The sequence below is a fragment of the Paenibacillus baimaensis genome (assembly GCF_025567575.1).
Window position 1 is genome coordinate 1 of sequence record NZ_JAOQIO010000001.1, and the last position, 25886, is coordinate 25886.

Here is a 25886-nt window from a genome sequence, read left to right on the forward strand (position 1 = left end):
CGTCCCATACGTCAACCCCGTAACGGTGAGGGGACTGCCTGTACCGCTAGACGTCAATCCTCCCGGACTCGAGGTCACGGTGTAGCCGATTATGGGGCTGTTTCCATTACTTACCGGTGACGTAAAGCTCACTGTCGCTTGCGATTGACCATTCGTTACCTCTGCGGTTACAGCAGTCGGTGCACCCGGAGGGGACTCTGACAATATTTGGATGCGATTGTTACTAAAATCGGCCACATATACATTACCTCTGCTGTCTATTGCCACACCGCTTGGATACTCAAACTCTCCCAAACTGCTTCCGTAGCCTCCACCACTCTTCTTCCATTCACTCCATATTCCTGTAGCTACCATCAGCTTCTGGATACGATTATTTTCGGAATCAGCCACGTATAAATCCCCGTTACTGTCTACCGCCACACTGAATGGCTCATTAAACTCTCCGAGGCTGCTTCCTTTCCCGCCGCCGCTCTTTTTCCACTCACTCCATACTCCTGTAGCTACTGTCAGCTTCTGAATGCGATTGTTTGATGTATCCGCCACATATACATTACCGCTGCTGTCTACCTCCAAGCCGCTTGGATAATTAAACTCCCCCAAGCTGCTTCCTTTCCCGCCGCCGCTCTTCTTCCACTCGCTCCATATTCCTGTTGCTACCGTCAGCTTCTGGATGCGATGGTTATTGGTATCCGCCACATACACATTACCGCTGCGATCTACCGCCACCCCGCCTGGATATTCAAACTCTCCGGGGCCGCTTCCTTTCCCGCCGCCACTCTTCTTCCACTCGCTCCACACACCTGTAGCTACCGTCAGCTTCTGGATGCGGTGATTATAACGATCTGCCACGTATACATTACCACTGCTGTCTACAGCGACATCGGTTGGACTCTCAAACTCTCCCAGGCCGCTTCCTAACCCCCCACCGCTCTTCTTCCACTCGCTCCACACGCCTGTGGAACCATTCAGCTTCTGGATTCGATTGTTATCGTAATCGGCCACATACACATTTCTCTCGCTGTCTACCGCCACACCGCTTGGATACCGAAACTCTCCCGGGTCCGTGCCAGCAATTACTCCCTGATATACCCACTCGCTCCATAGTCCTGCTGCTACCGTCAGCTTCTGGATGCGCTCATTACCGGAATCCGCAACATACACATTACCGCTATTGTCTACAGCGATGCCTTTCGGATTATTAAACTCTCCCGGTCCACTTCCGGAACCACCGCCGCTCTTTTTCCACTCACTCCACACCCCTGTGGAACCATTCAGCTTCTGGATGCGATGGTTACTAGTATCCGCCACGTATACATTATCACTGCTGTCTACAGCAAGGTGGAGTGGATTATTAAACTCTCCTAGGCCACTTCCGGAACCACCGCTGCTCTTCTTCCACTCGCTCCATACACTTGTGGAAACATTCAGCTTTTGGATGCGATGGTTATTGGTATCCCCCACGTATATATTACCGCTGCTGTCTATCGCAACGCTGGATGGTCTATTAAACTCTCCCAAGCCGCTTCCTGCACCACCGCCGCTTTTCTTCCACTCGCTCCATACACCTGTGGATATATCCAATTTCTGAATGCGATTGTTCCAACTATCCGCCACATACACGTTCCCACTGCTGTCTACAGCCACACCTTTTGGATTATTAAATTCTCCCAGGCCGCCTCCCGAACCACCACCACTCTTCTTCCACTCACTCCATACCCCTGTGGAACTGTTCAGCTTCTGAATGCGATGATTACTGGTATCCGCAACATATACATTACCACCGCTGTCTACCGCTACGCCGACTGGACTGTAAAACTCCCCCAGGCCATTTCCTGACTCGCCGCTGCTACTCTTCCACTCGCTCCACACCCCTGTAGCTGCCGTCAGCTTCTGGATACGATGGTTATTGTAATCCGCCACGTATACATTACCACTGCTGTCTACCGCTACTCCGCTCGGATTAGAGAACGCTCCGAGCGAATTACCGCTGGTTGGTCCTATCTTGGCGTATTGACTCCATTGATCTGCTGCTTGCACTGGAAATACGAATAATGCTATGGTGGCCATAAAGATCGCAATGATCCATACCTCCAACCTTCCTCTAAACTGATTTGCATGTCCCCGATTCATAACTTTATTTTCCTCCCTATAAAAAGCTTAACTTACATGTGAACGTAACATTCTCTACATTCTACCAAGCACTTCTCTCAAAATTCTCACAAAACAATCCCCACTTTAATCCATTTTCTTGTTTATTAGGACCTCAGGGAAATTGAACATTTTCGCTATTCCCTTGGCACATGTCATAGCATCTTTTAGAGTATCCCAAGCATATACACCAGTTGTTAGAGTGCCATCCCTATCTATTCCGTTGATTAGAACGCAATATTGATTGGCACCATTTTTGTGAATTTCTATAAAATTTAGAGTATCTAAATTTGTTAGCGATCCATTGCGATTATTCAACCCTCTCATCTTGTCCTTTCTTAAAATTAATACGGAGCAGTGAATCGTTTTTCTGCTTCTGCAAAAAGTCCCCGCCATAAAATGGCTGGGACTTTTTACAGATTCAGGAGCAAACATCCTTCTTTTAGCTTTCTTGTTACTCTTTAATTGTGACTGAAACCAGATTCACAGGTTCAACCGGCCTTCTCTAACGTTCCGAACGTGCTGTCGCCGGCTCATGAGTATGATCAACGGACGCCTCTTGAATGTTCTTAAACGCCCAGTGGTTCGCAGGTACATCACTCCACTTAGCATCGGATACAGACAACGAGTCGTGACCTGCCAACTTGTTAAACATCGTCACCGCTTCAGCGCGGGTAAGGGTCTGCTCAGGACGGAACGTACCGTCCTCGTATCCATTAACTACTCCCGCCACTTTCGCTTTTACGATCGCTGCCGCTGCCCAGTGACCTGAAGTGTCGGAGAAGCTGTCTCCGCCTGCACCTTCCGTGGCCGTGCTCAAACGCGCTGCAATGGTTGCCGTTTCCGCGCGTGTAATGGTCTGTTCCGGTTTGAAGCTGCCGTCCGGATAGCCGTCCATCAGTCCGCTGTCCGCTGCCAGGTCAATGGCTAATTTAGCCCAATGCGTCTGCGTAGCATCCGTAAAGACTTTGGCTGCCGGCTTAACGCTTTTATCCTTACCGAACAATCGGACTAACACTGTTGCCATTTCCGCACGTGTAATTGGCTTTTCCGGTCCGAATGTGCCGTCCGGATAGCCCGTCATATACGCTTGATGCACTTTGCTTGTTTGCGATCCTAACTGAACGACCGTAAACGTACTGAACTTGCTCACGGTAAACCGTATGCCCAGCTTACCTGTTGTATCGAATGGGACGATTTCTCCTCGAACCAGCTCCTTAGTGCCATCGCTATGCTCAATGAAGATGCCCAACTCTTTGAGCTGTTTCTCACTCAGGCCCGTTTCGGGCAGGGGGAGTACCAGTGTAACCGGGCGATTCTGCATGTTCGTCTCGATCATCATCGGACGACCCAACACGTTAACTATTGCGCTGCCTGCGGCTTCGCGCACAATCTGCTCCGTTCTTGCGCGTTGTTCGATTTCACTGCGTTCGTTCTCTGTTTTTACCGGCACGATATTGAAGAATAAATCTTCCTTCCAGCCATTCATCGCCTCGTCCGGAATAATAACACGCACGTTATTCGTGCTGATCTCCAAATTTACTTTATTATCCGCCAATTTGGCTGTCGATTCTTTCGGTAATGTCACTTTAATTTCTGAAACCTCATCCTTAGAATCAGGAATGACGAGCTTGGCAGAGCTGGAACCTGCTGCTTTCAGTTGATCAACCAGCTTGTCCGCCTGACCCGGCGTCAGTGAAACTTCATCCTTTTTCCGTCCGTCTGCTCCTGTTGTACGGTGTACTATCGCAGTGGACATAACTCCGCCGTTGCCGCTATTTTCCACGTTAACAGTAATAGTTTCACCCTGTGAAGAACCGGACGAAGAGCTGTTACCACTGCCGGACGAATTGCGCAGGATAATCGCGGCGCTAATCGCGGGTGTTGTTACATTGCCCGCTGCATCCGTCAACTCCATCGAAACTGTCTTTGCACCGCTGCCCGGGAGCAACGTCCACGCTTTCGTACCAGTTGCTGCTTCCCACTCGCTCCAGATCGCTTTATCGTTGGAGAAGCGCATTTGGACGCCTCCCGAACCCGTGCCGTCGCTGCTTGTAATCGTCAAGCTGACAGAGGCCGAGCTTGTCCCCTCCGCACCGTTGTTAATGCTCAGCGTTCCAACTGGTGCGGTTTTATCGAACAACACGCTGCTGCCATCCTTCGTGGCACTTACGCGTGTTCCCGCATTTCCATTCAAATCGGCAAAATCAATGGAGAATGTAATAATGCCTTCGCTTTCACTGCCATTGAACGTAAGTGCAGCCTTGTAGACGCTGCTGCCGACACTCGTTACACTCGCTGTACGTCCTGCGATTGTTACCTCAGGCAGAGCTCTCAACGGCTTGCTCGCTGTAAACGTCAAGGTCGCTGTATCTCCGGTTTTGGCTAGTGCCGCAGCCGGGTTGCTGCTTTTTATGCTGACCGCTGTCAAGGTTGGATAGACAGGCGATACAGCACCGGCCTGCGGAGTTGCCGAAGCTTCATTGGAGTATTCGCTTATCCGTCTGGAATCAACGGCTTTCACCGCGAAGTAATAGGCTGTGCCGTTCACCAAATCGGCTACATGGTAGGTTGAGCCCGTTACCGTAGCGACAGGTGCTCCGTTATAGACACCTCTTGCTGTACCTGAATAGATGTTGTAATACGTGGCTCCCGTTACGCTGCTCCAATTCAGTGCAACCATACCGTCTCCGGCTGATGCACTTAGCCCTGCAGGTGCCGGAAGCGGTTCCTCTGTTACCGCAGCGGTTTTTGCGCTTTCCACGGACGTCCCGGTCGTTACGCCTGTCTGCGCTATCGGCGTCACTTCAAAGCTGATAAATTTACCGAAATCCGACTCTTGCAAGACATATGTTTTTGCCGTTACTCCCGTTATGGCTGATTTATTCGTTCCAGCCGCATCATCTGAGCGGTACCATTTGAAGAGACTTACTCCCTCCAGATCCCCGTCGGCATCACTGTACGTATAGCTGCCTGTCAAGGTTTGCCCGAGCTTGGCCGCTCCGCTGATTGCGGCAGCTGCAGCGGTCGGAGCACTATTGAACTTCTGCCACTCCAAATAGGGATATCCGTCATTTTTGTAAGGGTCTATCCTCCACACGCCAGGATCAGCGAAGCTCCAGTTGACATAGGTTCCCTGCTGCTTCATGGCATCTGTGGCTTTAGGCTCGCCCTTCCCGGTATCGCTTAAGCCGGAAACGTCCTTGTCATAATAAGACTCTGTTATCGTACCGGTTCCATTTGCATAGGAGCCGAATAAGCCTCCTGTTGTAGCCGGAACGTTCGATGTGACCACAGCAGCTGCATACGAGTGGAGCATATCGAGCTTTGTTCCGTCGGCCTTTGCAACTAGTCCGCCTGCATATACAGAATTACTCTCAACCTTGCCTTTGAAGTACGAATCCGTTATCGTTATCGGGCTGCTGTCTACTAAACCTATTAGTCCCCCTGCATAACCCGACCCCGCTTTAACAGAGCCTGTAGCATACACCTGGCTAATTGTTGTCGAACTCATAGCATGACCAACCAGACCGCCGACAAAATTAGAGCTCGATTGGATATCCACGTTCTTCAAGCCGAGACGCTGGATCTCCGCCTCTTGGATAACCCCGAAAAAGCCTGGCCGCTGCGCCGACGAAGCAATTTTCAAATTCGAAATCGTATGCCCGTCTCCGTCAAATTTTCCTGTGAAAGGAATCGCCATGGTGGTTCCTAACGGCACCCAGCCTGTTCCCTCATTGTAAGGAGCTATTCCCAGATCGATGTCAGCCGTCAGTTTATAATATCCTTTCTTATACTGTGGATGTCCGATTGGGTACAGATAGTATCTGATGCTGTTGAGCTGTTCTGCGGTTTCGATCAGCCAAGGGTCCGCTTCCAAACCTGCTCCCCCCGCAAAAGGATGCACAATCGGACCATACCAGGCGCTCTTCACCGCTATTCCTGTTGCTTTGCCTGTTGCTGCTACAGGCGTAACCTCGAAGCGGATATATTTGCCTAAGTATTCCTTCCCCCCAGTGAAATAGGTTCGGCTAGTTGCGCCGTTTATTACACTCTCGGATGAGCCTGAGGCATTATCTGCACTGTACCACTTAAAGGTGGATGTGCCTTCAGCATCATTCTCTGTATCCTGATATGAATAGCTACCGGTCAAGGTCTGACCTACCTTGGCATTCCCGCTTATCGTGACGGATGAAGCAGTAGGGGCACGGTCAAACACCTTTAAATAGGGGTAACCGTCGTTTTTATTTCCTTCCATGCCCCATACGCCTGTAGTAAAGTCCCAACCCGTGCCCGGGAACATGGGATACGTCACGGTCTGCTTCATCTCTGAGGATGTTTTAGCAGTGCCTTGCCCCTTGTTATTAAAGCCGGCAATATCGCTATCATAAAAGGAATAATTGGAATTGCCGCCTGATACAAGCAATCCGCCTGATGTATTATTATTCACCGGGGTGGAGACTCTCGCAGCAGCATAGCTATTATAAATGCTTACATGCGGAGCCACTCCATCCCAAACTCCGGTGCCATCTCCGCTATCCATTCCGACGCCTATCAAACCTCCGGCTTTATCCACACTCTCGACAACGCCGTTAAAATAGGAATTAGATAGCTGTGCGGGTTGAGTGTATGGAAAAATCGGCGGGAACATCTGTAGATTACCCGCCCAAGTTTTGCTCTCAGCCGAACCAATCAATCCACCGGTATTTGCTCCCCCGATAACGGAGCCTGTAGCAAATACATTGAAGATGTCCCCGACTTTCGCTAAACCGACCAGACTGCCGACCTTATTGGCGGCGTTAGAATTTATATTCACATTTAATAACCCGATATTCTTGATCATGGCGCTATCGGTGACACCGAATAATCCGAGATTATCCGCAGTTGATACGATTCTGAGATTTTTAATCGTATGACCGTCCCCATCGAATGTTCCTTTATATGGAGAACTTGCGCTGCCGATAGGCACCCAGCTTTGCCCTTGATTGAAGGGGGACGATGCATCCAAATCGATGTCGTTTATTAACTTATAGTGGGCGGACAGATCATTTCTGACCTCGTTTAGCATGGAAGCCGTATCAATCAGGTACGGATCGCCGGATACTCCTGTCCCCCCTGCAAAACTCCCATTAAAAGCTCTCGAAATACCCGCCAATCCGAATAATCCAAACAACTGCAGCAATACCAATACGGCCGCCAGCCATTTACGGCTCCCGACGGCTTTGCTTCTTTGTTTCTGCAATGCCTTCATCTTTTTCATTCCTTTCAAATCTGCTTATTGTTTGCATGCACTTTTATACTAGCAAACGGTTCTCCCAAGATTCTCACAAAACCCGGTTTGCTTCCGTGGCGCTTTGAGCATATCGGTTACAAGACCACAAAAAAACAGAGAGAACATGCTTTCGCTGTCCTCTCCTGCCTTTGAACCTATTTGCAAATTTACAATTATATGATATAGGCAGTCATTCGGTCCCTCATCTCCTGCGATGGCTCCAATCCGATTTCCCGTCGATATGAGGCAGCAAACCTCTCGTAATGCTTGGCTATCTTCTCCGTGTTTCCACTATGGGTAAAGATGTCCATCAAGAGCTGATTCATCTCCTCATGTAGTGGATATAGCGACAAGTAAGCATCCAGCCTCAACTCCGCTTTCGTCCATTCCTGTGCGAGCATATCGCTCTCGATCAGAGTACGAACCAGAAAGGTATATTGTTTAACGTATCCTTCTTCAAGTGAAGTCTTCCACACATAATCTTTCCTATCGAGCAGAGGACCTTTATAGAGGGAACACAGCCATTCCACATGCGCATGATCCTGCAAGACTCCATTTAGAGCTGATCGTTGCCGCTCGAACGCCAGAACATCGTACGTGAAATCAGACACTTCCATCCTGTACCCTTCATTAGTATTCTGGATATCGATTCCAATCTGGTGCTCTTTGAGTATTTTTTTCAAACGATAAATCGTATTGTGTAAATTATGTGAAGAACGGTCCTCCTGCATCTGAGGCCAAAGCAAATCCACCAGGTGCCACTTACTTAGCTCCTTCCCCGGATGGCAAAGAAAGAAGGCGAACAGCTCCTCCGACTTGCGCGTCGGAAAACGAATCGTTACACCTTCCCGATTACGAACCTCAAATCCTCCAAAGCAGTGGATAGAGGCTGTCTGATCTCCTCGCTCAGCAGGAAGGGCAGGTTTCTGCTTCTTGATCAGGCGGTTGGCGACCCGTTCAATTGCCGCTGGCGTCACCGGCTTTAGAATATAGTCAAAGGCAAATACCTCAAAGGCATCCAGTGCGTACTGCCTGTAGGCTGTCGTGAAAATAATTCGGATCTCGTCCGACAGCTCAACTATTTTTTGTGCAAGTTCCAGACCGTTCATCCTCGGCATCTCCACATCCAGGAAAACGACATCCGGTTTAAGCAGAGGTAGACAAGCGAGCGCCTCCAGCGGATTCGTGAAGGCCCCTATAATGATGTAGTTTGGATTGTGACCGATCACGTATTTCATTAAATCCAGAATCGGCTTTTCGTCTTCGACAATGATGACTTTGAACAAAGGTACCCCTCCCAGGAATGGCATTAAATCATTAAGCTTGGCAAGAATCTGCCTAATCGGCACTACGGAATCAGCCCGTTCAAGCTTGCCGGCAAATACATAGTGACTCTGGTTCCTGTCCCCATTTCAGAGCTAAAGGTCAAGGTAGCACCTGGGATCGTATCCAGACGTTTACGGATATTCGGGATACCAATTCCGACATTTGGAGATTCACCTTTGGACATTTGATACAGAAGATCATTCGGAATCCCGATGCCATCATCTTCAATGATCACCTTTATGTACCCTTCACCTTCGTCAATCTTAAGTGTAACTTTTCCGTATCCCTCCTTCTCGAACAGTCCGTGTCGAATCGCATTTTCCACAAACGGCTGGATGCATAAGGAAGGAATGTGATAGTATCGAACACTTTTATCAACGTCACATACAAATTCAAACCGTTCACCAAAACGAGCCCTTTCGATCTCGACATACGCATGAATCAGCTCCAATTCACGGGACAAAGGAACAATTAAGGTCGAGCGATCCATATCAAGGATGTAACGTAAATATTGACTGAGCATCGTTAATAAATAAGCAGCTTTCTCTCCGTCCGTATAACAAAAAGAAATCACGCTGCTTAGTGCATTGTACAGAAAATGTGGTTTGATCTGAGCTTGATGAAATGCTTGTTCATTACGAATTGCTTCCTGAATCGCGGTTTTCATGGCAATTAGGGTCTGGATTCTGGCGATTAACGTCTCTGCGTCAAAAGGCTTCGTAACATAATCATTAGCCCCTGCCCTGAAGCCGATTGCAATATCCTGGGAGGTGTCCTTGACAGTCGTAAACAAGATGGGCAGATCAAGAATTGAATAGCCTCCTCGAAGTATGCGGCACAATTCAATTCCGGAGGTTTCAGGCATCATGACATCCAGAACAACCAGGTCGACTTGAGGGTGCTGCTTGATCTTGACCATCGCCTCTTTAGCCGATAATGCCGTAAGCACGTTATACTTATGTCGCTTCAGAATGTTAAGCAAAATATGGATGTTCGAAGCCTCATCATCGACAATCATAATCGTGTGACCCTGCTGATCCAGAATATCCAGAGGCAGGTGATCACGCGTAACACGCTGAGGCTCTGATGTCGTATAGGCTGTTTCACGGTAGAATGGAATCGGGGCCACACTTGGCAATGTGAACATCATTCGTGTTCCTTGTCCGACCTCTGACCAATCAACCCGGATGTCCCCTTCCATTTGTTCGACAAGCTTACGGCTAATGTACAACCCAACACCCATACCCGTGTATCCATCCTGGGGAATCGGCTGATTGAACTGCTCAAAATAACCAAATATGGCGGCTTGTTTAGCCTTGGATATCCCAGTTCCCGTATCCTCAACGAAAATCGATACCGTGTCATCGAGCACACTTGACATCACTGTGATCGTTCCTTTAACTGTATGCTTGATGGCATTGTGCACAAGATTGTACATGATTTGACGCAGCCGATTCTCGTCCGCGCGAACCCAGACATCGGAACCTACTTGATTATCAAGCCGCACCTCCTTACCCAACAGTTCAAATTCCAGTACATCAAACACAATTTGCACCACAACCCTCACATCAACAACGGTCAGATGCAATCGCAGCTCTCCGTGCTTTAAACGAGTGACATCAATCAAATCATGAATCAACATCGATAGCTTGACGGATGTATCCTTGATCAGCCATAAATTTTGTTTTTGCTTCAATGTTAAATTTCGTTCCTCATCTACCAACAAATGAGATGTCATATTCATAATGCCGTGCAGCGGCGTCTTGATCTCGTGGGACGTATGGGTCAAAAATTCATCCTTCCGCTGATTGGAAACCATTAGCTGTTGCGTAAGCTTCTCTGTTTTCTCGTAGGCGTTCGCGAACCGTATAGCGAGCAGCATATTTATAAAAGCAATAAAGCAAAGAATGCTTACTTTCCCTGCCAGATCAGTAGGAACGATATTCACGGTATATAAAATTCCGTCTATTAAAAAAGCGGTCAGTGAAACGATACCAAAAATAAATAACATCAGTTCCTTGCGGTTTGACGAATCTCGTTCATTTAAGCTGTACAAATAAATCATTCGTCCCAATAGGTACATCGCTGCGATTCCTATATAAAATAAGAAAACAGGTTTAATTTGACTGTGTACTTGATAAGGCAGAGTTAGTGTCGCTGCCATATACAAAACAATCGGAGCCAGCATTAGATTCATTTTACGGGACGTCAGAAGCCGCATATCAATGGAGCAAAAAAATAATATAATCACAGCCGCGCTGAGAAATTCACTTAAATCGAGCAGCTTGTAGCTGATAGCAAAAGGAAGCTCAGGCAGCAGCCTTTGCAGAAGCTTCTCACCAAAAAGCATTTGGTTAAACAGCAGGGTTACCAAATACAGCCCACTAAATAAATAAGTCTTCTCTCTCCTGCCCAGAAAATAAAAGCTGAGATGATATACCCCAAACATACCCAAAATAAAAACAGCCGCAATATCAGTTCCAATCTGAATACTATTCATCTTCGTAATGTCCTGATGCAACCCGAGTTGGATCGAATTAACGATACCGCCATTGACATACACATAGTTGGCCACTTGGATCACAATTTCAACTTCACTTTCCTTCGGAAGAAAAAACGCGGTGTATGGCGTATTGCCAGGCTTATGTAGAAGTGAATCCGCTGCTGGTTGTCCGCTGCTCCCCTCGACCTTTCCATTAATATATAGACGATGGGACATCCGGATGCTTCTCACTTTTAAACCTAATACTTCGTCCGTAACCGGAACGATCACCTTCAGCCTGTATGTTCCATATCCCGTTTTACTTACCCCGCCAACCGTTTGATCTCCTTTCCATGTGCCGGGTACAGAGATATACGGAACTACTGCCCCTAAACCTTGCTTAAAATCAGCAGGCTCCAGCATTTGACCTTCATAAAACTCCCACTCGCCATCCAGAACAACTAATCCCTGTCGGTTGAAATCCCAATTAGACAAATCTTGTACTCCATGCTTTGCAGGCGGAGTATCCCGATTTGGTATCGTTTGAGCATATATTGCGATAAATAACGTCATGAAAAGTGAAAAGATCAAGCCCATCACGATGAGCTTGCGATAATAAACGCTTATCAACTACTTATCCCTCCCATGGTATTCAACAATAAGTTCATACTACCATGTATTCCTCATGATCGCTGTGATCTTGTTGAGAAAACTTTTGTGTTCATTCTAATCATTCTATCAAACCGTTCTCACAAAATTCTCACAAAATCTTAATACAACAACTCCAATAAGCGGATAACCTTTATTTCGACATTTCCTGGGAAATACGAACAGCTTGGAATGGATGGCGAAAGTGGATATACTACTTGAGAAAGCCAAATCATCTAGTGAACTTGTGAGGTGCTGATATGTGTATTACGATCATTGTAGAAGGCAAGAACGACAAAAGCAGACTGCGGAGGCTGCTGACGGAGGACATTACTATACTTTGTACCCTTGGATCCTTGAACACGGAACGGCTTGAATCCTTAAAGAAGCAGGCCGATAGCAGCGAGATTTTTTTATTTACAGATAACGATTCCTCCGGCAAAAAAATCCGCGCCATTTTACGAGATACATTCCCGGACGCAGAACAAATATATACCCGAAAAGGCTATGCAGGAGTAGAGGGTACACCCGATGAATATCTGATTCTTCAATTAGAAAAAGCCGGTTTGGAGGCGTATATCAACTACCCGCTTCCAGATCCGGCTCTAAGCAATAAATTGGATTAAATAAATGACCAGTGTTACTGTACAAATACTAAAGATGGTCGATGAAAATACAACCTGTGAAGCAAATTCCGGTTCATTATCGTATTCTACTGCGATCAACGCACTGCTTAGTGACGTCGGTACAGATGTCGCAAGCACAAGCGCTTGGGCCATCGTTCCATGAATACCCAGCAACCATACGATACCAAATCCCACAGCAGGTCCAATCAATAAACGAAGCACATTGGAGAGCATGACATCAGAGAACATCAGCTTCCACTTCATGCTTCCCAGCTGCACACCCAAGGTTAAGAGTGCCGTACAGACAAAAGCATTGGAAATATACGTGATCGGCATATAGATCGGATCAGGAATAGGTATATGCAGCCAGCGCATCAGAAAGGCAAGTGGAATCACATAGATCACTGGCAGCGATAATATCGTACGCAGCGTTTGCCGCGGATCATTTTTATGGGCATTCACGCTGTATACCCCGTACGTATTAGGCAGCAGTGACTGCATCATCATAATAATAATCTGAATAGAGAGCGTGAACGCATCCCCGACAAACACAAGCTGATTGAGCGGAAGCGCATAATTGGCACTGTTATAAAAGATGACACTGTTCCGCATCGCCGTGATCATACTATTCTGGTACCCTCTCACACGCATGATGAATTCTACCAGCAAAAACATCGCTACCAGGTGAAGCGCAAAAAACAGCAAGGTTTGCATCATCAATTGCATTGACAATGTAGATTCATACAGCATTTTGAACACAAGTGCGGGTGAAAACAGATAAAAGTTCAGCTTCGAAAGCGTCCGAATATCAAGCTTGAACGCTCTATATAAAATAACACCCAATGCAATCATGATGGAGAGCGGAATCACATTATTAAGTAAAATATAAATGAAGTACGTCATGCTTGCGCTCCCTTAACTAGTATACACCTATCCTTCCTTGCTTAATTCGATCAGGTCCTGAGCGATTTTATCAACATCCAGATCAGCGTCGTTACCCGCATAGTACCTTCTCATATCTCCCTTTTTATCAACAAGCAAAATCAGATTGCTGTGCGTAAATTGACCTTGTTGATCCTTGACCACCATAACCCCGTATTTTTGCGCAAGATCGATTATAGCTGCCTCATCACCACGTAGGAAATACCAGCCCTTAGGGTCAGCGTGAAAGCTTTTGGAAAATTGCTGAAGCTGTGCTGTCGTATCCTTGGTTGGATCAAATGAAATCGATACAATAGCCGTTTTATCACCGAAAACACCTTTTTTCACCAAAGCATCCTGTACCTTGGATAGGTTATACGTAGTTGGCTGACATACATCAGGACAAGTGGAATAAAAAAAGTACACAAGCTTGGAGCGTCCGGCAAGCTCTGCCAGGCTAATGGATTTGCCATCAATATTATCGAGCTTAAAATCAGGGGCTTTTTTCATGACTTCCATTTTGCTGCTTGCGCTGTTGCCTTTGAGAACCATATACCCCAATGTACCGATCATTGCAAGCAGAAGCACAATAACGATCAGCTTAAAGCCGTTTTTTTGTAAAAATGCGTTGTTCATCCGTGTTCCCATCCTTTTCGATAAAAAAAATATCCCATGCTGCCATGGGACTTGAAGCTACATTACAATCGTTATTGCGGGCTATTTTTATTTCGCCACTGTAGTCAGGACCATAATAATGAATAACAGTGTCAAGTAATTAATCGAATAAATAAAAGTTTTCTTGGCCCATAGCACTTCTTCTTCGCCTTCGGTTTTCTTGAAGCCCTTCATACAGAGATAAGCCCAATATAGTCCCATTACGATAGCCGCGTAGAAGTAGATGACATTAACATAACCATACACATACAACAGCATGGAAACAGGTACGAGCAGTACAACATAACGGATCATACTGATTTTCGTGACATAGGTACCTTTAACAACAGGCAATAACGGAAACCCTGCTGCGCGATACTCCTCCATACGACGAATACCGAGCGCCCAAAAGTGTGGAGGCTGCCATAGGAACAAAATCGCGAATAAAATAATCGCTCCCGCATCAATATCATGACGTACGGCGCAGTAGCCGATAACCGGAGGAATCGCACCGGAAAAGCTGCCGACTACTGTACTCCATACCGAAGTACGTTTAAACCATGCCGTATAAATCCATACATAAACAAACAATCCGATCATACCCAATAATGCAGCTAACGGATTAACCAGCAACCACAGACCGGATACACCAATCACGCCCAGGATAATCCCATACCACATGACGACCTGTGGAGATAGCTTTCCGCTTGGCAGCGCACGTTTTTGCGTACGAGCCATCTTCGTATCCATATCACGATCCAAATAATTGTTAAGTACACAACCTGAACCCATCACCAATGCAGTTCCCAGCATAGTAAACAACAATTGCAGCCAGTTAACTTGCCATCCAGAGGCTACCCAAAAACCACCGAACGCTGTGATGGAATTCGAAAAAATAATACCCGGCTTGGCCAACTGTACAAAATCCCTCCAGGTCACAGGGCCTTGGTCCACATGCTCCGCTTCCGATGCGGCAGGTAACGAATCGACCGTAAGGTTAACGCTGAGTTGATCTTTCACTTGATTGTATCCTCCTTCGAGTTTTGCTTTAGCAAAACTGACTTCGTAAGCATCTTCTGAGTTTTGCTTTAGTAAAACTAACTTCATTAAGCAATCTACTGAGTTTTCATTGAAAACTCTATATGAAGCAATTGTGGCGACATTTCCCTTGTACTTTTACAATCCTTATCATATCAACCTCAAATCCATTTGACAATAAAGCACGACACGAATTCAAAATATTGTCGCATCTTCAGACTAAATATGTAGCCGGATTGTCACTATTTCCAGGGCGTACAGATAGAAAAACCGACGGTTGCGTTAACCATCGGCGTGTATTTTCTATTAGAGTAACCAGCAAGGATTAGGAATAACCTGTAGATGTTTTTGCTTAACCAAGTTTGGTAACTGCTTTATCATTACTTTCACATTCTGGGGTACAATAACCGTTATAAAGCTCTTGACATTCATCACAGCAAATATGCTGGTGATGGCACAAATCATCCGTACAGTTAATGTAGGTATCAGCTGGTTTGCTGCAGTGGTGACAAACTCCTACAATCACGTCCTCATCGGTTTGATTAATCGTGACAGAGACGCGATCGTCAAATACATAACATTTGCCATCGAATAATTTCCCTTGAACTTCGGGATCTTTGCCGTAAGTAACAATTCCGCCATCCAATTGATAAACTTCATTAAACCCTTCATTCATTAATAATCCTGTCAGCTTTTCACACCGGATCCCGCCTGTGCAATAAGTCAGAATAGGCTTATCCTTAGCCTCTTGCAGATTATCACGAATCCACTGTGGAAAATCACGGAAGGATTCAACGTCAGGCCGAATCGCATTGCGAAAATGCCCCAGATCGAATTCATAATTATTTCTACCGTCCAGGACGATAACATCTTCTTTTTGAAGCTGTTCATGGAACTCTTTAGGAGAAAGACGTTTACCACTAAGAACATTGGGATCCAGGTGGTCTTCGTATCTTAGTGTGACAAGCTCCTTTTTATGACGGACAAAGATTTTTTTGAAGGCATGCTCACTGGCCTCGTCAATTTTGAAAACCAGATCCGAAAAAAGTGGATGATTGTGCATATCCTTCATATATTGTTCGGTTTGCTCGATCGTACCCGATACAGTCCCGTTAATGCCTTCTTCTGCGACGATAATACGTCCCTTTAGCTCCATACTTTTGCAATATGCAAGATGCTCGGCTGCAAACAACTCCGGCTCCGGGATTTGAACAAATTTGTAATATAATAAAATGCGAAACGAATTAATATCTGTCAACGAAAACCGCTCCTCTTCTTTTTCATTAAATTGTAAAAGCCTGTCGAGGTATCTCAACAGGCGGCTCCATTCGCTCAGTCAGCTACCGGGCTTTGTGAGTACCACATCATCCGATCCGATTCATAGATTCTACTTTATGATTATTCATTATTTATCTCGATTTGTCACTATTAGATTGTGTCAAACTCACAACATATTTCCATATCCTCATGCAATTATTTTATGAGTTCATTTTAGTTTATTCCATATACATAGTCAACTTATATGTATGTTAAGTAAGCCATATGGATACAATTGGCACTATTGACTAGAGAAGCTTTTACAAACACTTTCTTGTTTGAAGAAAAAGACGTTGTTGAGCATCTACCCTTTGAAATTCCAAGGTATAGTACCCAATAACGTCCAGTTGCACAGCATAATCAATTGCTTATTTGCGTACATGTAGCGGCATTTTGCCAAAGAGCTGCTGACGAACGAACTGCCAGGCAGCTTCCTGTAACGATTGAATTTCGTATACTTTGTGCCCCAAGATGGATAGAACCACACCTTTTTTGTACGTACGGCTGATGCCATATTCCAGTTGGGCTGCTACCAGCTGTTGTTCCATAAATAAGTTCAATGCTTCCACAAAAGCTGCGTCGACCTGCTCATTGAATATATAAAGTGTCCCCAGATGAGTAAACTCAGCCCAGCTGCCGATTGTGTTCAGCCGCTGCTGTGCAGGTACGATCCTCTGCTTACTGCAATAAATGAGCTCATTCTCGTAAGTAACGTTAAGACGATTTTCATAATGCTCATATTGAAAAAGTTCGCCTCGTTGTGTTCTCCCCGGACAAATGAGGTCGCTAAGAATCAAGGTCGATCCTGCTTCCATCTGCACATCCATCCGACTGTACAATACAGCATCCTTGTACAGCATCACGGGCTCGGGCATGTACTCCACGTAGCTACCCGGTCCTAGTGTCAGAGATTGAACCTGCTCACTCGCGCGCACCGATTCGGAGTCCCCCTGCTCAGGACGCGCTGGATGCACCTTGGTATAGGATTGGTTCGTCATATATACATTCGAGCGTTCATCGAACCGCCAACTCATTTCATATCGGTCACCTGCCATAATACCGGGAGAAGCATCCATCATATACACTCCAAGCTGACCGTAATCGAAAGCAAACGTCTTGGCAATTTTTAATGGGTAGGTGTTGTATTTATCGCTGATACTCGTCTGCCCCTCCCGCTCCTTAAAAGCAGCAGTGATGCAGCCGGTGATTTCAGGCATGATCGAATTCCTGCTCTACCCACTCTACGATAGCGTCAACGCCATGACCATCAAACATGTTGGAGAAAATAAACGGGCGATCCCCGCGCATTTTGCGAGTATCCTCTTCCATAACCGTCAAGCTTGCACCTACATAAGGAGCCAAGTCGATTTTGTTGATGATGAGCATATCCGAGCGGATAATACCAGGGCCGCCTTTACGGGGAATCTTCTCACCTTGAGCTACGTCGATAATATAAATGAAGCGATCCACCAACTCCGGACTGAATGCAGCAGCCAGATTGTCACCACCACTTTCGATAAAAATAATATCGAGATGGTTAAAGCGTTTCTCCAGCTCATCAATGGCCTCAAAGTTCATCGAAGCATCTTCTCTGATCGCTGTATGCGGACAACCTCCGGTTTCTACCCCGATAATACGATCTGCAGTCAACGCCTCGGAACGAATTAAAATATTGGCGTCTTCCTTCGTATAAATATCATTCGTGATGACAGCAATACTGTATTTATCGTTCAATCTGCGCGCGAGCCTCTCCACAAGTGCGGTTTTACCTGATCCTACAGGACCCCCTATGCCTATCCGCATGGGACGATCCAAATGACCCTTCTCCGGCGCTTCCCACTCATGATGATGATGTGCTCCACCTTGACACATACGACATTCCTCCTGATTTATAATTATTAAAAGTTGTAGTTATGACATAAATAAACGGGAATATAAATTTTCGTGCTGCATCATGGCCATTTCTGCCATTGGCGTATTTCCAAAGCCATCCTCGAACGGATCTCCATGCTCAGCTTGCTTCCAGGCCGCCGCTATAACAGGCAGCATCTCAGCCAACAAACGTTGACCTTCGGTTTGGCCAATGGACATCAGCCGCAGGCCACTATTGATGCAGGTAAAGGTGCAAGCATATAAATAGCCTTCTGCCGCCATCGACAACGGTACCTGTAAATGATAGCTCAGCCAGCCATGAATCAACGGGTGTGTGCCAAAGCACTTCTGCTGGCGGATTGCTTCCTGGAGCTGACTCCACGGAAGCTCCGGGTAAATCGATAGTCCCAGCTGCTGCAGTCTGCGTCCCATTTTCACTACACCTTCGCGAGTTTCCAATGATGTCCGCTGCACATGCTGCATCTGATCAATTTTCCACAGCTTTTCCCACTGCTCCTGAGGCGTATACATGTATACCGCCTTGACCGCGAGCGCATCGATGGGAGCCCAGCTCTGAACAAGCATCGTTTCCACATACTCCCTCAGGTGAGCGGACGTGTGCACCCTGCCATTTTGCACAAGGGATTCCAGCCCGAAGGAATGGGAAAATCCGCCGATTGGCAGGGCAGAATCCAGAAGCTGCACATAGGAGAGCCAATTGGTCATGGGCGGTTGTGCCTGCTGCAAGAGATCACCATCCTAAAAATTTTCGCAGAAAATTCACTTCGTAAGCATGACCTTGAGTTTTGCATAGCAAAACTTACTTCGTAAGCATCTGCCTATTTCGTAGAAAATTCACTTCGTATGCCTACTGATATTACTAGAATAAAAAATAACGCTGTGCCATCGGCAAAACCTTGGCAGGCTCGCATGTGATAGCAGCTCCATCCACCTTGACCTCATAGGTTTCAGGATTTACATCAATCCGAGGTGTCTCTCCATTATGGATCATATCTTTTTTGGTGATAGACCGGCAATTTTTCACAGGCTCTATCCTTTTTTGCAGTCCCAGCTGTGTGTGGACACCAAGGTCGAAGGCCGCCTGAGATACAAAGGTAATACATTGATTCAACGCACGCCCATAAGCACCGAACATCGGACGACTCATGACCGGTTGTGGTGTTGGAATAGAAGCATTCGGGTCTCCCATCTGCGCATAGGCGATCATCCCGCCCTTCAATACAGTTTCCGGCTTCACACCAAAAAACATCGGATTCCAGAGTACAAGATCAGCCAGCTTGCCCACTTCCACTGAACCTATCAAATGAGAAACGCCATGTGTAATTGCCGGGTTGATCGTATATTTGGCAATATAGCGCTTAATACGAAAATTATCCTGATCGTCCGCAGTAACGCCAGCTTGCTGCGGCAGTTCATCCGGAGCAGGTAAATATCCACGCTGTTGCTTCATTTTATCTGCCGTCTGCCACGTTCTTATAATCACTTCCCCAATCCGTCCCATCGCTTGCGAATCGGAGCTCAACATGCTGAACACACCCAAATCATGCAATATATCCTCGGCAGCAATCGTTTCCGGACGAATTCTGGAGTCAGCAAAAGCTATATCCTCAGGGATTCGACTATCCAGATGATGACAAACCATCAGCATATCGAGATGCTCTTCGATTGTGTTGACCGTGTAAGGTCGGGTCGGATTCGTGGAGGATGGAAGCACGTTCAGCTCAGCGGAAGCTTTAATAATATCCGGTGCATGCCCTCCACCCGCACCTTCAGTATGATAAGTGTGAATCGTTCTTCCACCGATAGCAGCCAGTGTGTCTTCCACAAAGCCGGACTCGTTCAGTGTATCCGTGTGGATCGCCACCTGCACATCGTACTGATCCGCCACCTGCAAGCACGTATCAATCGCAGCCGGAGTCGTTCCCCAATCCTCATGAAGCTTCAGTCCAATCGCTCCTGCCTCTACCTGCTCGATAAGCGGTTCTGGAAATGATGCATTTCCTTTACCCGTAAAACCCAGGTTCATCGGAAAAGCCTCCGCCGCCTCCAGCATCCGGTGCATATGCCATACACCTGGTGTACAAGTAGTCGCGCTTGTTCCTGCAGCCGGACCTGTACCACCACCGATCATCGTCGTAACGCCGGAAGAGAGCGCGGTTTCTATCTGCTGTGGACATATATAATGAATATGAGTATCAATACCACCGGCCGTTATGATCTTGCCTTCACCGGCGATGACTTCCGTTCCTGCACCAACGATCATATTAGGTTGTACGCCATCCATCAGATCGGGATTGCCCGCTTTACCTATTCCTACTATAATACCGTCCTTAATCCCGATATCCGCTTTAACAATTCCCCAATGATCTATAATAATCGCATTCGTAATCAATGTATCCAGAACGCCCTGATCCCGCGTATGACGACTGGACTGGCCCATCCCATCACGTATGACCTTGCCGCCGCCAAACTTGCATTCTTCTCCATATACGGTGTAGTCCTGCTCGATCTCTGCCCATAGATGCGTATCCGCCAAACGAATGGCATCGCCTGTAGTCGGGCCGAACATTTGTGCATAAGCCTTACGATCCATCTTTGCCATAAAAGACCGGACCCTCCTTCCATACATCCAATCGCTGCTTAGTCGCCTCCGACATCTGCCCATGCGCAGCTTCGCCCTGAGATAAATGATTGAGGCCAAAGGACAGCTTCGCTCCCCCTAATTCAACAAGCTCCACCGGTTTCTCCTCCCCGGGTTCAAAGCGTACAGCCGTGCCCGCAGCGATACTGAGTCGCATACCGAAGGCAGCCTCTCTGTCAAAATGAAGCCCGCGGTTTACCTCAAAAAAATGAAAATGTGAACCAACCTGAATCGGCCGATCTCCCATATTCGTTACCAATATACGTATCGTACGTTTTCCTTTATTTAATTCAATCTCGCCCGCCTTGATGCGATATTCACCAGGAATCATGGCAGCTCGCTCCTTTATCAGAAAATCAGAATGGTTGAATTGGAGTTAATTGTGCTCCTTCATCATTAAAAGGTACAGCCTTAACCATGACCAATAGGCTGATGCACCGTAACAAGCTTGGTCCCATCAGGAAAGGTTGCTTCTACCTGTACCTCATGGATCATTTCAGGGACACCTTCCATCACTTGGTCCACTTTCAATACCTTCGTACCAAATTGCATCAGCTCCGCAACAGTCATTCCGTCTCGGGCACCTTCCATAATTTCCGATGTAATCAAAGCTATGCTCTCTGGATAATTCAATTTAAGACCCCGATTCAACCGCCTTCGGGCAAGATCTGCCGCTACCGTTATCAGCAGCTTTTCCTTTTCTCTTTCCGTTAAATGCATTCCAGGTGAACCTCCTTCACACAAAACCTCGATGTGGCAAATAACATAACATGATAAAGGCGAATAATTAACATTTAATACGTTTATTATATTCGCAATCTAATCTGCTGTAAATCATCAACATCCATTTTCTTATGTACTCAATGATCAATCTTCCGTATTTTAACGGTTTTCACGAGCCATTTTAGCGAAAAAGTCGAATTATGTAAGATAATTTATCCAATTTATTCAAGTTATTTTATGTTATTTATATTGACATACATATTACATTTAAATTATCATGATAAACGTGAACTAACATCAATTGCATCGATTAGACAGAAAAAATTCTGGTTTCAGATCAGAAATCATGTTACATGTTAGTATTCATCACATTCAGTATATTTAAAAGGAGTGGATGGAATGTTGGCAAAAAGAAAAGGGATCAACGTTTTAATGGCAGTAAGTATGTCGCTCACCGTATTACTGGCAGGATGTGCTACTCAGACACAACCGACAGCAGCTCCAGCGGCAACTACAACAGCCGAAGCCAAACCGGAAGCAGGTAAAGATGAAGCGATCCCTGTAGGCATTCTACATTCACTCACCGGAACGATGTCCATCAGTGAAGTATCCGTTAAAGATGCGGAAATGATGGCGATTGAAGAGATCAACAAAGCTGGGGGCGTACTTGGAAAACAATTAAAACCGATTGTCGAGGATGGGGCATCCGATTGGCCGACATTCGCAGAGAAAACGAAAAAATTACTGCAAAAAGACAAAGCAGCCGTTATTTTCGGAGGCTGGACCTCCTCCAGTCGTAAGGCCGTACTTCCTGTCGTTGAACAAAACAAAGGACTTTTCTTCTATCCGGTTCAATATGAAGGCTTGGAATCATCCCCTTACATCTTTTACACAGGTGCAACAACTAACCAGCAAATCGTACCCGCAGTAACCTGGCTGCTGCAAAACAAGGGCAAGAAGTTTTTCCTCTTAGGCTCTGACTACGTCTTCCCAAGAACTGCCAACAAAATCATCAAGGAACAGCTGAAAGCTGAAGGCGGCGAAACGGTTGCCGAAGAGTACACTCCACTCGGACATACCGACTACAATACAATTATTAGCAAAATCAAAAAAGATAAACCCGACGTCATTTTCAATACCCTGAATGGTGATAGCAACGTAGCTTTCTTCAAGCAATTGAAGGATGCCGGTATCAGCGCCAAGGATTTGACTACGTTATCGGTCAGTATCGCCGAAGAAGAAATTCGCGGCATCGGCGCTTCCGTATTGGAAGGGCACTATGCAGCATGGAACTATTATCAAACAACCGATACACCGGAGAACAAAAAATTCGTTGAAGCCTACAAAGCCAAATACGGCAAAGACCGCGTGACCGACGATCCGATTGAAGCAGGTTACTTTGGTGTTTATTTATGGGCTGAAGCTGTGAAAAAAGCAGGCTCCTTCGATGTGGAAAAAGTAAAGACCGCAGCTAAAGGTCTTGAATTTAATGCTCCAGGCGGTAAAGTCATGATCGATGGCGACAATCAGCACGTATACAAAACCGTTCGAATCGGTCAGGTTCAAGCTGACGGACAATTTAAAGAAGTATGGAACTCCGGCAAACCTGTCAAACCTGATCCATTCCTTAAAACTTACCCATGGGGCGCAGAGGTGACCAAGAAATAATGAAACATGCTCCATCCATGGATTAACCGGGTACGACATTCTAAATTAGGACTGCCCGCTTAGGGCAGTCCTGCATTTTATAAGGGAGGCTGACTCCGATGGGCTTGTTACTGCTCCAACTTTTTAACGGTATTAGCTTAAGCTCCATTCTCTTGCTTATTGCGCTCGGACTCGCGATTACGTTCGGACTTATGAATGTCATTAATATGGCCCATGGGGAGTTTATCATGATTGGCGCCTATATGGCTTATACGATCCAGCAAATCTTTCAGAAATATGTGCCTGCATCAGCGTTTGGCTGGTATTTTATCATTTCGATCTTTGTTGCCTTTGGTGTGGCGTTTGTAATTGGTTGGCTGCTCGAAGTGACGCTCATTCGTTTTCTGTACGGCAGACCGCTCGACAGCCTGCTCGCAACCTGGGGCGTCAGCCTCGTCCTGCAGCAGCTGGCAAGGCAGATTTTCGGTGCTCCCAACGTGGCTGTTAAAGCTCCTGAATGGCTCGAAGGCGGTCTTGCACTCGGTACGGACCTGATGCTTCCATACAAAAGATTGTTCATCATCGGGCTTGTTATCGTCTGCATTACCATTATTTATTTGTATCAGTACCACAGTCGCGGCGGACGCAATATGCAGGCTGTTATGCAAAATCGCAGTATGGCCTCCTGCCTCGGGATCTCAACACGACGCATCGACGGTCAGGCGTTCGCTTTTGGCTCCGGTATGGCGGGGATCGCCGGCTGCGCACTCACCTTGGTCGGACCTATAGGACCTACTATCGGCACCTATTATATTGTCGACGCCTTTATGGTTGTTGTTCTTGGTGGTATCGGCAAAATCATTGGTACCATTGCCGGCGCACTGGGCATCGGTGTGCTAAGCACCGTATTCGAGTATACAACCAGCGCTACCTTAGGCAAGGTTATTGTCTTCACTCTCATTATTGCATTCCTGCAATGGAAGCCTTCAGGTCTGGTTACGATGAAATCGCGGGCTTTGGATTAGAGGATTCGGTGAATAAGTACCGCTGCGTGGTTAATGTATGAACTAGAGAATGTCCAAAAAAGTGGGTCGCTATAGAGAAGGGGTATGCCTCCGGCCGCTGTTGAATTCGTGAAAATTGATTATATTAAGTGGTATATTCATGATTTCAAAGGCGAACGCTGCGCTCCTACTCCACACCCCTATCTCCTCTGCTAATTTTTTTTGAACACACTCTAATACATTGACCATTCCGCTTTTTAATCACCGGGTTTTGGAGGATGAAACGAAGTCAGTTTTGCTACGCAAAACTCGGCTTATGCTTTCGAAGTAAGCTTCCTAAAGGAAGCTCAGCTTATGCTTTCGAAGTCAGTTTTGCTACGCAAAACTCTTAGGAGTTGATAAAATGGCCATCACCAACACGAAGATGAAAATTGTATTTACCGTCATCCTGCTCGCCGTGATGCTGGCGGCGCCGATGTTTTTATCAGAGTTCAGACTCTCACTCTTGGGCAAATTTCTATGCTACGCCATTATCGCCATGGGGCTTGATCTGATTTGGGGCTACACGGGCATTCTTAGTTTAGGGCACGGTGTTTATTTTGGACTTGGAGCTTATTGTATGGCGATGCACTTGAAGCTCGTTGCTTCGCATGGAGAGCTTCCTGACTTCATGTCGTGGAGCGGAGTTGATAAGCTTCCGTGGTTCTGGGCGCCTTTTCAATCGGCTGGAATTACTCTATTACTCGCGATTTTGGTTCCTGTAGCCGTAGCGTTCGTCCTTGGATATTTGACCTTTCGAAATCGAATTAAAGGCTCTTTTTTCGCTATTCTCTCACAAGCTCTTGTTATCATTACCGTTACATTGTTTGTCGGTCAACAAGGCTATACCGGAGGGACGAACGGCTTAACCAACTTTGAAACGTTTCTCGGGATGAATGTTGGTGAACCATCGACAAAATTGATTTTTTACTACATTACCGCCTTCGTCGTCATCGGAACTCTGATCCTGTGTCAATGGATGGTCTCCAGTCGTCTTGGCAAAATTCTCGTCGCCATTCGTGATGCCGAGAACCGTGTACGCTTTATCGGGTACAACCCGGTTACGTACAAAGTGTTCATTTACTGCTTTTCCGCCGCTCTTTCCGGATTGGCAGGCATCCTGTTTGTTTTACAGGAAGGCATCGTCTCCCCGGCCCAGATGGGCATCGTTCCATCGATTGAAATGGTGCTGTGGGTAGCTATTGGAGGACGTGGCACGGTATACGGTGCTGTACTCGGTGCTGTGATTACCAACTCGGCGAAAACCTCTTTCAGCGAAGCTTATCCTGAGTGGTGGCCGATTATTCTCGGCGCGATGTTCATTGTTGCCGTACTCTTTTTCCCAAAAGGACTTGTCGGTACCATTCAAGACTATTGTGAAAAATGGGGCTTATATCCGTTCAAAAAATCGAATCTGCTAAAATCATCATCTTCCTTGGCCAAATATACAGAGCTGCAAAGCGATAAAGAGCCCGCTCACACGACCAAGTAAAAAACTCTAAGGAGG

At 46.4% G+C, this 25886-nt stretch carries 18 protein-coding genes; 4 read left to right on the forward strand and 14 right to left on the reverse strand.

The window, feature by feature from the left end:
- From OB236_RS00005 to OB236_RS00020, 4 genes are all read right to left on the reverse strand, one after another.
- A partial coding sequence (locus OB236_RS00005) for an NHL repeat-containing protein (protein WP_262681986.1) occupies positions 1–2130 on the reverse strand: 2130 nt, incomplete at its 3' end.
- A gap of 523 nt (positions 2131–2653) precedes the next feature.
- Positions 2654–7399, reverse strand: a complete 4746-nt coding sequence (locus tag OB236_RS00010) for an S-layer homology domain-containing protein (RefSeq protein ID WP_262681987.1) — start codon at positions 7397–7399, stop codon at positions 2654–2656.
- Between the two features lie 194 nt (positions 7400–7593).
- On the reverse strand, positions 7594–8706 hold the full coding sequence (locus tag OB236_RS00015) for a response regulator (protein WP_262681988.1): 1113 nt from the start codon (positions 8704–8706) through the stop codon (positions 7594–7596).
- Between the two features lie 62 nt (positions 8707–8768).
- Complete coding sequence (locus tag OB236_RS00020) at positions 8769–11858, reverse strand: hybrid sensor histidine kinase/response regulator (protein WP_317259302.1); 3090 nt, start codon at positions 11856–11858, stop codon at positions 8769–8771.
- A 278-nt stretch (positions 11859–12136) separates the two neighbouring features.
- Here OB236_RS00020 and OB236_RS00025 point away from each other — a divergent pair, with 278 nt between their 5' ends.
- Positions 12137–12502 carry a toprim domain-containing protein gene (locus OB236_RS00025; RefSeq protein ID WP_262681989.1) on the forward strand — a complete coding sequence of 122 codons (366 nt, stop codon included), beginning with the start codon at positions 12137–12139 and terminating at the stop codon, positions 12500–12502.
- Here OB236_RS00025 and OB236_RS00030 read toward each other — a convergent pair.
- The 10 genes from OB236_RS00030 to OB236_RS00075 form a co-directional block, all read right to left on the reverse strand.
- Positions 12482–13405, reverse strand: a complete 924-nt coding sequence (locus OB236_RS00030) for an AEC family transporter (protein WP_262681990.1) — start codon at positions 13403–13405, stop codon at positions 12482–12484. The two genes, OB236_RS00025 and OB236_RS00030, sit on opposite strands and share 21 nt — an antisense overlap.
- 27 nt (positions 13406–13432) lie before the next feature.
- Positions 13433–14059, reverse strand: coding sequence for an SCO family protein (locus tag OB236_RS00035; RefSeq protein WP_262681991.1), 627 nt, complete (start codon positions 14057–14059; stop codon positions 13433–13435).
- 87 nt (positions 14060–14146) lie between these two features.
- Positions 14147–15097, reverse strand: a complete 951-nt coding sequence (gene cyoE, locus OB236_RS00040) for a heme o synthase (protein ID WP_262681992.1) — start codon at positions 15095–15097, stop codon at positions 14147–14149.
- A 370-nt stretch (positions 15098–15467) separates the two neighbouring features.
- Positions 15468–16373, reverse strand: coding sequence for an oxygen-dependent tRNA uridine(34) hydroxylase TrhO (gene trhO, locus OB236_RS00045; RefSeq protein WP_262681993.1), 906 nt, complete (start codon positions 16371–16373; stop codon positions 15468–15470).
- A 427-nt stretch (positions 16374–16800) separates the two neighbouring features.
- On the reverse strand, positions 16801–17649 hold the full coding sequence (locus OB236_RS00050; protein WP_262681994.1) for an urease accessory protein UreD: 849 nt from the start codon (positions 17647–17649) through the stop codon (positions 16801–16803).
- Positions 17642–18304 carry an urease accessory protein UreG gene (ureG, locus tag OB236_RS00055; RefSeq protein WP_076236493.1) on the reverse strand — a complete coding sequence of 221 codons (663 nt, stop codon included), beginning with the start codon at positions 18302–18304 and terminating at the stop codon, positions 17642–17644. The genes OB236_RS00050 and ureG overlap by 8 nt, the downstream gene beginning before the upstream one ends.
- Positions 18305–18343: 39 nt before the next feature.
- Positions 18344–19051, reverse strand: coding sequence for an urease accessory protein UreF (locus OB236_RS00060; protein ID WP_262681995.1), 708 nt, complete (start codon positions 19049–19051; stop codon positions 18344–18346).
- A 133-nt stretch (positions 19052–19184) separates the two neighbouring features.
- A complete protein-coding gene (ureC, locus tag OB236_RS00065; RefSeq protein ID WP_262681996.1) occupies positions 19185–20927 on the reverse strand; it encodes an urease subunit alpha in 1743 nt (580 codons plus the stop codon).
- Positions 20908–21297, reverse strand: coding sequence for an urease subunit beta (locus tag OB236_RS00070; RefSeq protein WP_262681997.1), 390 nt, complete (start codon positions 21295–21297; stop codon positions 20908–20910). The genes ureC and OB236_RS00070 overlap by 20 nt, the downstream gene beginning before the upstream one ends.
- Before the next feature lie 80 nt (positions 21298–21377).
- Entirely contained in the window at positions 21378–21686 is a 309-nt protein-coding gene (locus OB236_RS00075; protein WP_076236498.1) for an urease subunit gamma, read from the reverse strand.
- A 402-nt stretch (positions 21687–22088) separates the two neighbouring features.
- On the opposite strand from OB236_RS00075, the gene urtA reads away from it, so the two are divergent.
- From urtA to urtC, 3 genes are all read left to right on the forward strand, one after another.
- Positions 22089–23357, forward strand: coding sequence for an urea ABC transporter substrate-binding protein (gene urtA, locus OB236_RS00080; RefSeq protein WP_262681998.1), 1269 nt, complete (start codon positions 22089–22091; stop codon positions 23355–23357).
- Positions 23358–23455: 98 nt separating this feature from the next.
- Positions 23456–24361, forward strand: coding sequence for an urea ABC transporter permease subunit UrtB (gene urtB / locus OB236_RS00085; RefSeq protein ID WP_262681999.1), 906 nt, complete (start codon positions 23456–23458; stop codon positions 24359–24361).
- A gap of 382 nt (positions 24362–24743) precedes the next feature.
- Positions 24744–25871: an urea ABC transporter permease subunit UrtC gene (gene urtC, locus OB236_RS00090; RefSeq protein ID WP_262682000.1), complete on the forward strand. Its 1128-nt coding sequence runs from the start codon at positions 24744–24746 to the stop codon at positions 25869–25871.
- The last annotated feature ends 15 nt before the right edge of the window (positions 25872–25886 follow it).

Excerpts from the sequence above, each read along its gene's own strand:
- OB236_RS00010 (WP_262681987.1), bottom strand. The coding sequence starts at position 7,399 with ATGAAGGCATTGCAGAAACAAAGAAGCAAAGCCGTCGGGAGCCGTAAA.
- OB236_RS00025 (WP_262681989.1), top strand. The coding sequence starts at position 12,137 with ATGTGTATTACGATCATTGTAGAAGGCAAGAACGACAAAAGCAGACTG.
- OB236_RS00030 (WP_262681990.1), bottom strand. The coding sequence starts at position 13,405 with ATGACGTACTTCATTTATATTTTACTTAATAATGTGATTCCGCTCTCC.
- OB236_RS00035 (WP_262681991.1), bottom strand. The coding sequence starts at position 14,059 with ATGAACAACGCATTTTTACAAAAAAACGGCTTTAAGCTGATCGTTATT.
- OB236_RS00050 (WP_262681994.1), bottom strand. The coding sequence starts at position 17,649 with ATGCCTGAAATCACCGGCTGCATCACTGCTGCTTTTAAGGAGCGGGAG.
- ureG (WP_076236493.1), bottom strand. The coding sequence starts at position 18,304 with ATGTGTCAAGGTGGAGCACATCATCATCATGAGTGGGAAGCGCCGGAG.
- ureC (WP_262681996.1), bottom strand. The coding sequence starts at position 20,927 with ATGGCAAAGATGGATCGTAAGGCTTATGCACAAATGTTCGGCCCGACT.
- OB236_RS00070 (WP_262681997.1), bottom strand. The coding sequence starts at position 21,297 with ATGATTCCTGGTGAATATCGCATCAAGGCGGGCGAGATTGAATTAAAT.
- OB236_RS00075 (WP_076236498.1), bottom strand. The coding sequence starts at position 21,686 with ATGCATTTAACGGAAAGAGAAAAGGAAAAGCTGCTGATAACGGTAGCG.
- urtA (WP_262681998.1), top strand. The coding sequence starts at position 22,089 with ATGTTGGCAAAAAGAAAAGGGATCAACGTTTTAATGGCAGTAAGTATG.
- urtB (WP_262681999.1), top strand. The coding sequence starts at position 23,456 with ATGGGCTTGTTACTGCTCCAACTTTTTAACGGTATTAGCTTAAGCTCC.
- urtC (WP_262682000.1), top strand. The coding sequence starts at position 24,744 with ATGGCCATCACCAACACGAAGATGAAAATTGTATTTACCGTCATCCTG.